At 74.3% G+C, this 13,644-nt stretch carries 11 protein-coding genes; 3 read left to right on the top strand and 8 right to left on the bottom strand.

What is annotated here, in order from left to right:
• Positions 1–2: 2 nt before the first annotated feature.
• On the bottom strand, positions 3–1,301 hold the full coding sequence (locus BKA00_RS14080; RefSeq protein ID WP_185025319.1) for a serine hydrolase domain-containing protein: 1,299 nt from the start codon (positions 1,299–1,301) through the stop codon (positions 3–5).
• 255 nt (positions 1,302–1,556) lie between these two features.
• On the opposite strand from BKA00_RS14080, the gene recD2 reads away from it, so the two are divergent.
• A complete protein-coding gene (recD2, locus tag BKA00_RS14075; protein WP_420829683.1) occupies positions 1,557–3,788 on the top strand; it encodes an SF1B family DNA helicase RecD2 in 2,232 nt (743 codons plus the stop codon).
• Here recD2 and BKA00_RS14070 read toward each other — a convergent pair.
• The 4 genes from BKA00_RS14070 to BKA00_RS14055 are packed head-to-tail and all read right to left on the bottom strand — an operon-like array spanning position 3,779 to position 7,260.
• On the bottom strand, positions 3,779–4,564 hold the full coding sequence (locus tag BKA00_RS14070) for an MBL fold metallo-hydrolase (RefSeq protein WP_185025317.1): 786 nt from the start codon (positions 4,562–4,564) through the stop codon (positions 3,779–3,781). The genes recD2 and BKA00_RS14070 overlap by 10 nt on opposite strands.
• A gap of 11 nt (positions 4,565–4,575) precedes the next feature.
• Positions 4,576–5,139 (bottom strand): TetR/AcrR family transcriptional regulator, encoded by a 564-nt coding sequence (locus tag BKA00_RS14065; RefSeq protein ID WP_185025316.1) that lies wholly within the window; start codon positions 5,137–5,139, stop codon positions 4,576–4,578.
• A gap of 31 nt (positions 5,140–5,170) precedes the next feature.
• A complete protein-coding gene (locus BKA00_RS14060; RefSeq protein WP_185025315.1) occupies positions 5,171–5,713 on the bottom strand; it encodes an NADPH-dependent FMN reductase in 543 nt (180 codons plus the stop codon).
• A 17-nt stretch (positions 5,714–5,730) separates the two neighbouring features.
• Positions 5,731–7,260, bottom strand: a complete 1,530-nt coding sequence (locus BKA00_RS14055) for a peptide ABC transporter substrate-binding protein (RefSeq protein ID WP_185025314.1) — start codon at positions 7,258–7,260, stop codon at positions 5,731–5,733.
• 164 nt (positions 7,261–7,424) lie between these two features.
• Between BKA00_RS14055 and BKA00_RS14050 the strand changes: the two genes are divergently transcribed.
• Positions 7,425–8,861: an LVIVD repeat-containing protein gene (locus tag BKA00_RS14050; RefSeq protein ID WP_185025313.1), complete on the top strand. Its 1,437-nt coding sequence runs from the start codon at positions 7,425–7,427 to the stop codon at positions 8,859–8,861.
• Positions 8,862–8,902: 41 nt separating this feature from the next.
• Here the strand turns inward: BKA00_RS14050 and BKA00_RS14045 are convergent, their stop codons facing one another.
• The 3 genes from BKA00_RS14045 to BKA00_RS14035 form a co-directional block, all read right to left on the bottom strand.
• Positions 8,903–10,270, bottom strand: coding sequence for an aromatic acid exporter family protein (locus tag BKA00_RS14045; protein ID WP_230299079.1), 1,368 nt, complete (start codon positions 10,268–10,270; stop codon positions 8,903–8,905).
• Positions 10,271–10,342: 72 nt separating this feature from the next.
• The gene (locus BKA00_RS38895; protein WP_230299078.1) at positions 10,343–10,876 is read right to left on the bottom strand and encodes a CGNR zinc finger domain-containing protein; all 534 of its coding nucleotides are present in this window, start codon (positions 10,874–10,876) and stop codon (positions 10,343–10,345) included.
• Between the two features lie 80 nt (positions 10,877–10,956).
• On the bottom strand, positions 10,957–12,402 hold the full coding sequence (locus tag BKA00_RS14035; RefSeq protein ID WP_221493150.1) for a type I glutamate--ammonia ligase: 1,446 nt from the start codon (positions 12,400–12,402) through the stop codon (positions 10,957–10,959).
• A 99-nt stretch (positions 12,403–12,501) separates the two neighbouring features.
• Between BKA00_RS14035 and BKA00_RS14030 the strand changes: the two genes are divergently transcribed.
• A complete protein-coding gene (locus tag BKA00_RS14030; RefSeq protein ID WP_230299077.1) occupies positions 12,502–13,626 on the top strand; it encodes an amidohydrolase family protein in 1,125 nt (374 codons plus the stop codon).
• The last annotated feature ends 18 nt before the right edge of the window (positions 13,627–13,644 follow it).

Below are 13,644 nucleotides of genomic sequence, written 5' to 3'. Positions count from 1 at the left end.
GATCAGAAGTACGTGCCGAACAGGTTCGTGGACGGCCAGGTCGCCACCGCGTTCGCGACCTTGTGCAGCGGCGCGCTGAAGTCGTCGTAGTCGTAGGTGAGCCCGGACGGGTCGTCGCGCTGGTCGAACAGCAGGGCCCAGGTCACGCCGTCGTAGCGGCGCGTCACGATCGTGCTGGTTCCGTCGAGCGCGCCGGAGTGCCAGGTGTTCCGGCCTCCCGTCACGTCGCGCACGTACCAGCCGAAGCCGTAGTAGGACCCGCCCGAGTTCAGGCCCGTCTCCGGCTTGGCGAAGATCGAGGCGATCGAGGAGGAGTTCAGCACGCTCGTCCCGCCGTCGTGGATCTGGGTGAAGCGCACGTAGTCGACGGCGGACGCGAGCCAGCCGCCCATCGGGGTGCGGTTCTCCAGGTTGAACGTGCCGTAGGGGGCCGGGAGCGTCGTCCCGGCCTGGTCGAACACCGACGGGCCGGTCCGCTGCGAGAAGTAGGGCACCTCACCGGGCGCGCGGTCGGCCTTCAGCGACCGGCCGGGCCGCATCCGGGTGATCCCCATGGGGCCCAGCACGTTCTGCTGGACGTACTGCTCGTAGCCCGTACCCGCGGCCTTGGCGATGATCTGGCCCAGCAGCAGGTAGCCGTAGTTGCTGTAGGCGAAGGTGGTGCCGGGGTCGTGGTCGAGTTTCAGGCCCGTCCCGTACTGGACCATGTGCTCCCGGGTGATCGGCAGCGGAACGCCCAGCAGCTGCGCGGTGGCGCGGTCGCGGTAGGTCGGGTCGCCGGAGATGTCGCGGTCCCAGCCGCCGAGGTGCTGAAGCAGCCGCCGCACCGTCACCTGGCCGAGGCGCGGGTCGGCGGACTGGCCGGGCGGCGGCGTCAGCGTCAGCAGGTCGGTCACGCGCGCCGACAGGCTGAGCCTGCCGTCCTGGACGAGCCGGGCGACCGCCGTCGCGGTGACGGCCTTGCTGAGGCTGGCGAGCCGGAACAGCGACGTCGGCTGGACGCTCAGCGCAGCGTCGTCGCTCCAGGTGTAGCCGCGCGCGAGCACGAGCCTGCCCTTGCGCATCACCGCGAGCGAGCCGCACGGGATGTTCCGGGCCTGCATCAGCGACTTGACGGCGGTGTCGAAGCCGCCGAGCCCGGCGCCCGCCGTCCCGGAGACCCGCCACGTCCGCGTGCCCGCCCGCGTCGCCGCGCGCTGGGACGCCGTCCCGCATCCGGCGGCGAGTGCGGGCGCCGCGAGGCCGAGCCCCGCGGATCCCATGAGCCTGCCGAAGTCCCGCCGACTGAGCCCCTGCGCCATCGCGTCCCCTCCCGATCACCGTCCCCGCATGATCCACATGGGGGTGAGCGGGGAAAATAACATGATCTTGGGGTGGCATGGCCGGTTTCCGGCGGGAATGCCTTCCGGATCACCCCTCCGGGGTGAGGGTGCGGGTGGCCGCGCGCAGGCTCTCGAATGTACGGGTACGTCCGGAACGCATGTCGATCAGGGGAAGATCTGGAACGTCTGCCGGATCCGGCCATCCCACCGGGCCGATCGGGCACCATGGTGGGCGTGCCGACCTCCCCGAACCCACCCGCCACGCCGCGTCCGGCGGAGCTGGAGGCGGTGCTGGAACGGATCACCTACGCCAACGAGGACACCGGGTACACCGTCGCGCGCGTCGCGACCGCCAAGAGCGGGCCCGACCTGCTCACCGTCGTGGGCGCGCTGCTCGGCGCGCAGGTGGGGGAGAGCCTGCGCCTGGTCGGGCGGTGGCGCTCGCACCCGAAGTACGGCAAGCAGTTCGAGGTCGACTCCTACACGACCGTCCTGCCGGCGACGATCCAGGGCATCCGCCGCTACCTCGGCTCCGGCATGATCAAGGGCATCGGCCCGGTGATGGCCGACCGGATGGTCGGCCACTTCGGCACCGACATCCTGCGCGTCATCGAGGAGGAGCCGGAGCGGCTCGTCGAGGTCCAGGGCCTCGGCCCCAAGCGCACCAAGCGGATCGGGGACGCCTGGCAGGAGCAGAAGGCCATCAAGGAGGTCATGGTCTTCCTGCAGGGCGTCGGCGTGACCACGTCACTGGCCGTCCGGATCTACAAGCAGTACGGGGACGCCTCGATCGACACCGTCCGCAAGCGGCCCTACCAGCTCGCCTCGGACGTGTGGGGCATCGGGTTCAAGACCGCCGACACCATCGCGCAGGCCGTCGGCATCCCGCACGACAGCCCCGAGCGGATCAAGGCGGGCCTTCAGTACACGCTGTCGGAGGCGGCCGACGACGGGCACTGCTTCCTGCCCGAGCCCAACCTCGTCACGGCGGCCGAGAAGATCCTCGGCGTCGGGCGGGAGCTGATCGTCCCGGCGCTGGACGAGCTGGCGGGCGAGGAGGGCGTCGTCCGGGAGCCGATCCCGGGGGACGGCGAGGACGCCGCGACGATCCCGGCCGTGTACCTCGTCCCGTTCCACCGGGCCGAACGCTCCCTGGCCCGCGGGCTGCTGGAACTGCTCGACGCGCCCGCCGACCGGCTCGAGGCGTTCGCGGGCGTCGACTGGGGCAAGGCGCTGCCGTGGCTGAAGCAGCGCACCGGCCAGGCCCTCGCCCCCGAGCAGGAGGACGCGGTCAAGCTGGCGCTGACGTCCAAGGTGGCCGTGCTGACCGGCGGCCCCGGCTGCGGCAAGAGCTTCACCGTCCGCTCGGTGGTGGAGCTGGCCGCCGCCAAGCACGCCAAGATCGTGCTGGTGGCGCCGACCGGCCGGGCGGCCAAGCGGCTCGCCGAGCTGACCGGCCACGAGGCCGCGACCGTGCACCGGCTGCTCCAGCTCCAGCCGGGCGGTGACCCCAGGTTCGACCAGGACAACCCCCTGGACGCCGACCTGGTCGTCGTCGACGAGTGCTCCATGGTCGACCTGATCCTGGCCAACAAGCTGGTGAAGGCCGTCCCGCGCGGCGCGCACCTGCTGCTCGTCGGGGACGTCGACCAGCTCCCCTCCGTCGGCGCGGGCGAGGTCCTGGCCGACCTGCTCGGCGCCGAGGCCGTCCCGCGCGTCCGGCTGACCAGGATCTTCCGGCAGGCCCAGCAGTCGGGCATCGTCGTCAACGCGCACCGCGTCAACTCCGGCGACCACCCCCGCACCCGCGGCTACCCCGACTTCTTCCTGTTCCCCTGCGACGAGCAGGACGAGGCCGCCGAGCTGACGGTGGACGTCGTCGCCAACCGCATCCCGCGCAGGTTCGGCCTCGACCCGCGCCGCGACGTCCAGGTCCTCGCCCCCATGCACCGGGGCGCCGCCGGGGCGGGCGCGCTGAACTCGCTCCTCCAGGAGGCGCTGACCCCGCACGACGACGCCCGTCCCGAGCGCCGCTACGGCGGCCGGGTGTTCCGCGTCGGCGACAAGGTCACCCAGCTGCGCAACAACTACGACAAGGGCGAGGCCGGCGTCTTCAACGGCACCGTCGGCGTCGTCACGTCCGTGTCGCTGGAGGAGCAGTCGCTGACCGTCGTGACCGACGAGGACGAGAGCGTCGACTACGCCTTCGACGAGCTGGACGAGATCGCCCACGCGTACGCGATCACGATCCACCGCTCGCAGGGCAGCGAGTACCCGGCCGTCGTCATCCCGCTCACCACCGGCGCGTGGATGATGCTGCGCCGCAACCTGCTCTACACGGGCATCACCCGGGCCAAGAAGCTGGTGGTGCTCGTCGGTTCGCGCCGGGCCCTGGCCGCCGCCGTCCGCACCGCCGGCGCCGGCCGCCGCCACACCGCCCTCACCCACCGCCTCGCTCAGCGGTAACGGGCGAGTTCCCAGGGGTCGTGGGCGCAGAAGACCTCGACCTCGCCGCCGCGCGCCAGCTCGCGCAGGCGCGCCACGTTCGCCAGCCGCAGCTCGCGGTCGACCTCGCCGCCCGCCTGGACGAGGTCCATCAGCGGATGCGTGACCGGCTCGGGGCGGTCGACCTCGCCGTGGTACATGTACGCGTCTCCCGCGTGCAGCAGCCAGCGGTCGCCGTCGCGGACCGCCACGCCCGCGTGCCCCGGCGTGTGGCCGCCGAGCGGCACCAGCAGGACGTCCTCCGGCACGCCCTCCAGTGACCGGACGCCCTCGAAGCCGTGCCAGGTCTCGCCTGCGGCGTCCGCGTAGGCGACCCACTTCGGGCCGTGGGCGAGCTGAGCCGGGGTCTTGCCGCCGTCGGCCAGCTCCGCCTCGAACAGGTGCACCGCCGCGTCCGGGAAGTCGCTCAGCCCGCCCGCGTGGTCGCGGTGCAGGTGCGTGGGGACGACGTGCCGGACGTCGGCCGCCGCGTACCCGAGCGCCTCGATCTGCCGGACGGCCGTCGCGGCAGGGTCGAGGGTCGGCCCCGCCATCTCCACCCAGTCGTCCAGCAGCCGCTCGGACGGGCGCTCGATGTCGCCGAGCCCGATGCCGGCGTCCACGAGCAGGAGCCCGGCCGAGGCGGTCTCCACCAGCAGCACGTGGCCCGCGGCCGGCGCGGGCCGCAGCGGGCTCTCCGGACCGTCGGCCGGTTCGATCTCCCTCATGGGAGCGCAGTCGAGATGGTGAACGCGCATTGTTGCTCCTTCTAGACCAGGTCGCCGAGCTGGCGGGTGACGTCGTGGATGACGGACACGTCCCGCCGGACCCGGGCGAGCATGACGGCGCCCTGGACCGACGACAGGACGAGCGCGGCGAGGGGATCGGCGCGCTCGTCAGGCACGCCCCAGCCGCGCAGGGCCATGGCGATGCCGTTCTGCCACGCGGCGTAGGTGCCGTCGCAGGCGGCGCGGATGGTCTCGCTCTCGGCGGCCGTCTCCAGCGCCACCGTCGCGACCGGGCATCCCTCGGCGAAGCCGGACTCCAGCAGGGCGTTCGCGAAGTGGTCGCCGAGGGCCGCCAGCCCGGCCCGGCCGTCCGGCGCGGCGAGCAGGGCGCCCGCGAGCGCCTCGCCCACCGCGCGGCCGGACAGCGCGACCGACTCCGACGCGAGCTGCTCCTTGCCGTCCGGGAAGTGGAAGTACAGCGAGCCCTTCGGCGCCCCGCTCTCCGCGAGGACCTGGTTGAGTCCGGTGCCGTGGTAGCCCTGCCGCTGGAACAGCTCCGCCGCCGTCCGCAGCACGCGCTCGCGCGTCTCGCCCCGAGGTGTCATGGGACGAGACTAGGTAGACTGGTCTAGTAAGTCAACTCCGGAGCGCGACGTGCAGCGCCTCCACCGCCCCGGCGATCCGCGCGCGCGGCTCCGCGGTGCGGACCAGGCCGTCCTCGCCCACGTCGGGCCGGGTCACCGGGATCCGCGCGCACGCGGCCTCGACGATCTCGGTGCCCGCGTAGCCGAGCACCCTGCGCAGCGAGGCGTGCGCGTCGCCGCCGCCCGTGGGCGCGGACGGCGAGGCCACGTTCAGCCAGGCGACGGGCTTCTCGTAGATCTCGCCGCCGCCGATCGTCCAGTCGAGCAGGTTCTTGAACGAGCCGGGCAGCGCGCCCGCGTACTCCGGGGTGCAGATCAGCAGGGCGTCCGCGGCGCCGATCGCCGCGCGCAGCCCCGCGACGGCCGGGTGCAGCGGCTCGCGGTCGTCGTCGGGGTTGAAGTGCGGCAGGTCGCCCATGCCGGCGTAGAGCGTCGCGTCGACACCGTCGGGGGCCACGGCCTGGGCGGTGCGCAGCGCCGCCTCGTTCGTGGACCCCTTGCGCAGGCTCCCGCAGAGCATCAGCACGTTCGTCATGATCGTCAGGCTACGCGTCAGTCCGCGACGGTCAGCCGGTCGAGGCGCAGGCCGGTGAAGGCGTCGGCGGTGACGCCGCGGGCGCGCTCGGACCAGACCAGGTGGTCGTGGCGGGACCACAGCGGCATCGCGGGCATGTCGCGCAGCAGGGCGCTCTCGGCGAGGCGCGCGGGGACGACGCCCTCGTCGGGGGCGGCCGCGCGCTCGGCCTCGGCGAGGAGGCCGGTCGCGTACTCGTCGTCGAGACCGGTTCCGGCGTCCAGCAGCGGCGCCAGTGCGGCGACCGGCGCGGGGTAGGCGGCGGTGGTGTGGACGACGAAGGGGCCGTCCACCTGGCGGGAGTCCACGGCCTCGCGCAGGTCCGCGACGGGATGCGGGCGGGCGTCGAGTTCCAGTTCCCTCCCGAGCTGCTCCGCGACGGCCTTCACCCAGGCGTCGTCGCCCCGGCCCGTCTCGTACCAGAGGTTCAGCGGGCCCTTGAGCCCGCCCGCGTCGGCCAGCGCGGCGACGGCAGCCTTGGAGTCGTGGACGCACAACCGGCACTGCCCTTCGCGGTGGCCGGGGCGGATGCCCGGCGCGACGAGCGAGTCGGCGGGGGAGTACTGGTGGCCGAGGGGCCCCTCCGTGACGGCGGACCGGTCGATCGCCATCGACAGCGCCGTCCGGACGGTCGGGGACGACAGCCGCTCCACCCGCGCCGGGAACGCCAGGGAGGTGACGTCGCGGCCGGGGACGGCGAGGTGCCGGTCGCCGAAGTCGGCCTCCATCGACTCGTGCCGGTCCGGCGGCACCAGCGTGGCGACGTCCAGCTCGCCGGCACCGGCCGCGGTGTACTGGCGCTTCGCGTCCGGCATCGCCCTGACGGCCACGGACCGGCCCTCGCCCGAGCGGCGGCGCAGGACGATCTCCCGCGCGTTCCGCGACCTCACCCGGAAGGGCCCGTTGCCGACCGGGGCGCGGCCGTAGGACGCCCAGTCGCGCGACGCGAGGACGCTCTCCGGCACCGGGAAGAACGCCGGGTCGCCGAGGAGGGCGGGGAACCCGCTCAGGGGGCGGTCGAGCGCCACCTCGAAGGTCCGCTCGTCCCTCACCTTCAGGCCGGGGACCCCGTCCTCGCCCGCGCGGGCGCCCCTGACGCGGGCGACCTCGGTGAACAGCCGCGACCCGGCCCAGCGCTCGCGCAGCACGGCCGTCCAGGCGCCGGTGAACGAGCGGGACGTGACGGGCGAGCCGTCCTGGAACGTCGCGCCGGGGCGGAGCCGGACCGTCCAGACGCGCCGGTCCGGGCTGGTGACGGACTCGGCGGCCGCGTTCACGGGTGCGCCCGTCTCCGGGTCGTAGGAGACCAGGCCCGTCCACACCGCGTTCGCGATCATGCGGCCGGCGGCGTCGCGGACGTCGCCGGGCAGCAGCGTCGCGGGGGCCGGTGCGCCGACCGAGATCCGCGGGTCGGCGGGCTCGCTCCACGCCTTCAGGGCCGCGACCGGCGCCACCAGGACCGCCACGGCGCCGGCGACCAGGGCGGCGGTGCGGGCTGAGCTCTTCACTGGCCTCTCCCGGGAGCTGGGCGGTCCCAGGGGAGGGTAGACCACCGTGTCAGGTCCCACCAGTCCTCACGGTGCTGAGGCCATTTCGTGACCGCCGACCTGTTGATCAAGTCGGCGGCGGCGGTCACACTGGCGCTTGCGAAGATCCATTCCGTGGAGGCGCGATGCTCCCCCGCACATCCTTTCCCTCCGGACGCCTGCTGCAGGGCGGCGTCGCGGTCGCGGCGTCCGTGGCGCTGACGGCCGGCAGCGCCTGGGCGTGCCCGCCCGAGCCGGAGAAGACCCAGACCAGGCAGGCCGCCGCCACCGCGGGCGAGGGCACCGGCGGCCACGCCGGGCACTACCGCCGGGCGGCCCCCGCGAGCACGAAGTCCGAGGCGGTCAAGGGAGTGCGGCGCGTCGGCGGCGTCTCCGACGCCAAGGGCGCCATCTCGCTGATGTTCATGGACTACGGCCGCGGCCCGCACAAGCGGACGATCATGTACGCGACCGGCGAGTTCGGGCTGAAGGCCTACGACGTCAGTGCCGACCCCCGCGTCCCCAAGCTCGTCGGGCAGCTGAACATGCCGGGCATGTGGGAGACCGAGGACACCGACTTCGACCCCAAGCGCAAGATCATCTACCTGTCCCGCGACCCGCGCGCGTTCGGCGGGAACACCGCCACCGGCGAGTCGGGCATCTACGTCGTGGACGCCTCCAAGCCGGAGAGCCTGCGCCAGATCACCTACGTGACGGTGCCCGCGGGGCACACGACGACCTGTGTGGACGACTGCAGGTACCTGTGGACCGGCGGTCCGGCGAAGGCCAGCTGGATGCCCGCGGACTGGGGCGGGCGCCCCGTCTGGGTCACCGACGTCCGCAATCCCGCCAGGCCGAAGGTCCACAAGGACCCGATCGACACGGGACGCAACGACGGCAAGACCGACTACACCCACGACATCCAGGTCGACTCCGAAGGAGTCGCCTGGGCCTCCGGGCGCGGCGGCGTGCGCGGCTACTACACCACCGGCCGCCACTACGACCCGGTGAAGAGGAAGTGGCGCAAGGCCACCGCGGTCGACCCCGTCCCGTACGCGGGCGGCGGCCTGGACGAGGCCACCACGAACTCCACCTTCATGCACAACAGCTACCGGGCCGTCGGGCGGACCCGCGACCAGGCCGCCGACCCGCGCAGGTGGGGCGACGGGAAGCTGCTGTACGTCACCGAGGAGACGTTCAACGACGGCTGCGCCAACGACGGCCTGCTCGTCATCGCGTCGCTGAAGGGCTCCTACGGCGGTGAGGGCTGGCGGTCCACGCCGGAGCGCAAGTTCCGCCTGAACACCGTCGCGACGTGGGGCGTGGCGGGCAAGGAGGGCAGCGACCCCGAGAGCACGGACTGCTCGGCGCACTACTTCGACGTGCGCGACGGCGTGATCGCCCAGTCGTTCTACTCGCAGGGCACCCGGTTCCTGGACGTCACGGACCCGACGAACCCGCGGCAGGTCGCTTATTACCGCCCGGCGGACGCCGCGTCCTGGCAGCCGTACTGGCACGGCAAGTACGTCTACGTCGCCGACAACACCCGCGGCGTCGACGTCCTGGAGCCCACCTTCCGCTGACCGTCCCACCGGGGGCTTCCGCCCCGCGCGAAGGCCCGCCCCTATCCCCCCGGGGGCGGGTCTTCGCCCCGTTCGGGCCGGGTGACGCGCGTTTCGGTCTCGCCCGCGCCGCGCTCGGCCGCCGCGACCGCGGACCCGGCCGCCCGGCGCAGCTGCTGCCCCGCCTGCTGGACGACCTGGACGGGCCGCTCGGGCAGGTGCCGCGAGGCGCCGCGGTGGCGCCGCCAGTGCTCGCGGGCGCGGGTCCGGTGCTCGACGCGCAGGTTCTCGATGAGCCGGTCGATGTCCATGGACACCTCCCCGTACAGCGGCCACAGGTCCCCGGCCGCGGCCCGCTCGTGCAGCCGCCGGGTGAGCCGGGCGCGCCGCTCGCGGGCCACGTCCACCCGCACCTCCAGCTCGTGCTCGGCGAGGAACGGCCGGGCGTCGCGGGTCAGGTCGGAGCGGGCCAGCCGGCCGTAGGAGGCGACGCTGGCGGCGATCCCGGCCAGCGCGTCGCCGAGCTCGCGGCGCAGCTCGGGGTCGGTCAGCAGCCGGCCCCGGTCGCCGAGCCGCTCGTCGTCGGCCAGGGACCGGGTCAGCCCTCGCAGCGACAGCGTGAAGTGCTCCAGGGTCTCCATGGCGTTGCGCAGCGCGACGCCGGCGTCGATGAGCCGCCGCGCCCGCGTCCGCGGGTTGAGCCGGACGCTCTCCTCGGCGGCGCCGAGCTCGCGGTCGGTGCGGCCGAGCTCGCGGGCGAGCCGCTCGGCGTCGGCCTGCCAGCGGGCCGCCTCGTCGTGGGTGCGCTCGCCGCGCAGCCCGTCGGCGATGCCGGCGATCAGCTCCCGCAGCCTCTCGGTGACGTCCTGGACGGCCTCCTCCGCGGGCCGCACCCGCACCGTCGGCACCAGCAGCGTCGCCGCCAGCCCGGTGGCGGCGCCGATCAGCGTCTCCAGGACGCGGTCGGCGGCGCCCGCCTCGCTGGCCGACCCCAGCGCGAAGATCAGCATCGCGGAGATCGGCGCCTCCAGCACGTGCTCGCCGAGGCGCAGCGCGTGCCCGATGACCAGGGCCGCGAGGATCGTCAGGCCGAGCGTCCACCAGGAGAACCCGATGGTGCCCGCGGCCAGCACCGCGATCAGCACCCCCGAGGTGACGGAGGCGACCCGCAGGACGCTCGCCTTGATCGTCTGGTAGACGGAGAACTGGACGACGAGCAGCGCGGTCAGCGGGGCCAGCAGCGGCTGCGGCCCCCCGGCCGGCAGCACCGCGAGGGCCAGCACGAACGCCAGCGTGGCGGTGATCGTCAGGCGGGCGATGCGGTACGCGGTGGACCGCACCTCCGTCGCCACGCGCAGCGGCGAGCGGCCGCCTCGATCACCCTCGCCGGAGCGGCGGCGGAAGAACACGAGCGACATGCGCACTGTCATTCCCACAGGCGGGCAAAGGTCACAGGGATGGATAAAGATCACATATCGGCGGCGGTTCGGGGAAGGCGCTGGTCACTCCCGCCGGCGCGCGCGGAACGCGGCGACGTTCGTCCGGTTCGCGCAGGCCTCCGAGCAGAACCGGCGCCGCCCCGCCCGCGAGGTGTCGGCGTACACGCGGTCGCAGCCGTCGGCGGCGCACACGCCCGTCCGGCCGAGCCCGTGCTCGACGATCAGCTCGGCGAGGTTCATCAGCGTGGTCGCGCGGAACCGCTCCACCAGGCGGGACGACGGCGGCGCGTAGTGCATGTGCAGGCCGTGCGGCTCGTGGACGGCCAGGTGCGGGTGCATGGGGATCTCCAGCATCAGCCGGTTGAGCATCGCCGTCGCCTCCTCCAGCCGATCCGCCTCGAAGAAGGGGCGCAGCACCCGGCCCCAGCGCCGGAAGTCGGCGGCGTCGGCGTCCTCGAACTCCTGCCAGAAGAACTCGTTCTCCCGCAGGAGGCGGCGCAGCGCGTCCGGGGAGTCGTCCCCGGCGGCCGCCGTCACGGCGTTGACCAGCGCGGCGGCGGCCGCCACCCCGTGACTCTTGTATCCAGTGATGCGCATTACCCGGGCCTCCGGTCCCGCAGCCGACCAGTAGATGGTAGGTCGCGGCGGGCGGACGCGGCGGCGGGCCCGGAGCACCGCTAGTGCCGCCAGCGGGTGGCGGCGGCCACCTGCCGCGGCGTCGCGCCGTCCAGCAGCGCGATCTCCCCGCGCCGCACCGCCGCGACCGTGTCGGTGACGGCCTCGCCGAGCGCCTCGCGCAGGACGGCGTCGGCCTCGAACGCCGCGACGGACTCGGCCAGCGACGCCGGCAGCGGGGCGATGCCCCGCGCGGCGCGCTCCTCCTCGGTCAGGGCCGCCGGGTCCACGTCGACCGGCTCCGGCAGCCCCAGGCCGGCGCCGAGGCCGTCCCGGCCGGCCGCGAGCAGCGCCGCCAGCAGCAGGTACGGGTTGGCGGCGGCGTCGACGCACTTGACCTCCAGGTTCGCGGCGGTGGCCCGCTCGCCCTCGGCGCCCGTCACGAACCGCAGCGCGGCCTCCCGGTTCTCCAGCCCCCAGCACGCGTACGCGCCCGACCAGTGCGACGGGACCAGCCGCAGGTAGCTCGCCACCGACGGCGCGCCGACCGCCAGCAGCGCGGGCAGCCGCCGCAGGACGCCCGCGGCGAACGCCTCCCCGGCCGCCGTCATCCCGAACGGCCCGGGGCCGCCCGCCATCGCGTTGACGGCACCGCCCTCCGCGCCGTCCCGCCACAGGCTGAGGTGGGCGTGCGCGCCGTTGCCGACCGAGTCGGCCTCCACCTTGGGGGAGAACGAGGCGGCCATCCCGTGCCGGATCGTCACCGCCCGGATCGTCTCCCGGACGAGCACGGCGGTGTCGGCCGCGCCGACCGGGTCCTCGGCGGCAACCGACACCTCGTACTGCCCGGGCGCGTACTCCGGATGCAGCTGGACGACCGTGACGCCCGTCGCCTTGAGCGACTCCAGGAGGTCCCGCAGGTAGCCCGCCAGCTCGGTGACCCGCGTCATCCCGTAGGCGGGGCCCTTGCAGGCGGGGGAGAACTCCTCGCCGCCGCCGTCCGACACCGCCCACTCGATCTCGAACGCGGCCTTCACCGCGTAGCCGTCCCCGGCGAGCCGGTCCGCCTCGCGGCGCAGCAGGGCCCGCGCGTCCAGCGGATGGACCGACCCGTCCTGGGCGTAGCGGAGCGCGGGCGCGTGCGCCCAGCCCGGCAGCGCGGCGAGCGGGACGAGCCGGTCCAGGTCGGGGTGCAGCCGCAGGTCCCCGCTCGGTCCGCCGATGTGGCGCCCGGACACGATCGAGTCGTCCAGCAGGAACACGTCGAACACCGGGGACATGCCGACGCCCCACGCCGCGGCGTGCTCCAGCCGCTCCACCGGGACGGTCTTGGTGCGGGTGATCCCGCTGACGTCCACCCAGGTCAGCGCGACGGCGACGATGCCGTCGCCGGCCAGCCTGCGGGCCGCTTCGGCCGCGCGGGCGCCCAGCCGCGCGCGGTCGTGCCCGTCCAGGACCTGCTCTCCGGCGTCGCCGCCCTGGAGGGCGCTGTGCGAGGTGGGTTCCACGGTTGCTGGCTCCTGGTCGGGCGGCGGGTGGAGATGAACACGCTCCGTAAGGGCATCGTAGGAGGGACGTAGTCGTGTTTCAGGGAGAATGTGGGAGCCGTGCTGGAGTATCTGGAGTCGCTGCGGCTGGTCGACCACCACTGCCACGGTGTCCTCGGCGAGGACGTCGGCAGGACGGCGTTCGAGGAGGCGCTCACCGAGGCGGAGACCGCGGGGCCGCCCGGCGTGAGCATGTTCGACACCCAGGTCGGCTTCGCGCTGCGGCGCTGGTGCCCGCCCGTCCTCGGCCTCGACGCCCACGCCGAGCCCGGGGAGTACCTGGCGCGCCGGGCCGAGCTGGGCGCCGCCGAGGTGAACCGGCGGTTCCTGTCCGCCGCGGGGCTGGACGCGCTCTGCGTGGACACCGGCTACACGCCGGAGGCGATCCTCGGCCCGCCCGCACTCGGCCGGCTGGCCGGGGCGGAGGCGCACGAGATCGTCCGGCTGGAGCCGGTCGCGGAGCGGGCGGCGGCGGACGGCGTCGAGGCGGGCCGGTTCGCCGGCGAGGTGCGCTCGCGGCTCCACGCCGCGTTCGCCGCGGGCGCGGCGGGGGCCAAGTCGATCGCCGCCTACCGGGCCGGGCTGGAGCTGTCGGGCGCGCGGCCGGCGGAGGGGGAGGTCGCCGCGGCGGCCGGGCGGCTGATGCTCGCGGCGGAGCGCACCGGCGGCCCGCCGCGCGTGTGCGACGAGGTCCTGCACCGGTTCCTCGTCTGGTGCGCGGTGGACGCGGGGCTGCCCGTCCAGTTCCACGTCGGCTACGGGGACGCGGACGCCGACCTGCGCCGCGGCGACCCGCTGCTGCTCATCGAACTGCTGCGCGCCATGGACCCCGTGCCCGCGATGCTGCTGCACAACTACCCGTTCCACCGGCACGCCGGGTACCTGGCGCAGGTGCTTCCGAACGTGTACGTCGACGCGGGGCTGGCGACCCACAACCTCGGGCACCGCTCGCCCGCGCTCATCGCCGAGCTGCTGGAGCTGGCGCCGTTCGGGAAGGTGCTGTACTCCTCGGACGCGTTCGGGCTGGCCGAGCTCTACCACCTGGGGGCGCTGCTGTTCCGGCGAGGCCTCGCCGGTTTCCTGGCGGGGGGAGTGGAGGACGGCGCCTGGACCGCCCGCGACGCCGAGCGGGTCGCGGGGCTGGTGGCCTCCGGCAACGCGCGCCGGGTCTACGGTCTGGAGTGAGCCGATCTTTCCGGCGGA

This window comes from Actinomadura coerulea (assembly GCF_014208105.1).
Classification (GTDB): Bacteria; Actinomycetota; Actinomycetes; order Streptosporangiales; family Streptosporangiaceae; genus Spirillospora; species Spirillospora coerulea.
The sequence above is the reverse complement of the archived record's forward strand: the minus strand, read 5'-3'. Positions and strand labels throughout refer to the sequence as shown.

Bases quoted from the DNA above. Each gene is read 5' to 3' on its own strand.
- BKA00_RS14080 (WP_185025319.1), bottom strand. From the start codon at position 1,301: ATGGCGCAGGGGCTCAGTCGGCGGGACTTCGGCAGGCTCATGGGATCC.
- BKA00_RS14070 (WP_185025317.1), bottom strand. From the start codon at position 4,564: ATGCGCGTTCACCATCTCGACTGCGCTCCCATGAGGGAGATCGAACCG.
- BKA00_RS14065 (WP_185025316.1), bottom strand. From the start codon at position 5,139: ATGACACCTCGGGGCGAGACGCGCGAGCGCGTGCTGCGGACGGCGGCG.
- BKA00_RS14060 (WP_185025315.1), bottom strand. From the start codon at position 5,713: ATGACGAACGTGCTGATGCTCTGCGGGAGCCTGCGCAAGGGGTCCACG.
- BKA00_RS14050 (WP_185025313.1), top strand. From the start codon at position 7,425: ATGCTCCCCCGCACATCCTTTCCCTCCGGACGCCTGCTGCAGGGCGGC.
- BKA00_RS14045 (WP_230299079.1), bottom strand. From the start codon at position 10,270: ATGACAGTGCGCATGTCGCTCGTGTTCTTCCGCCGCCGCTCCGGCGAG.
- BKA00_RS38895 (WP_230299078.1), bottom strand. From the start codon at position 10,876: ATGCGCATCACTGGATACAAGAGTCACGGGGTGGCGGCCGCCGCCGCG.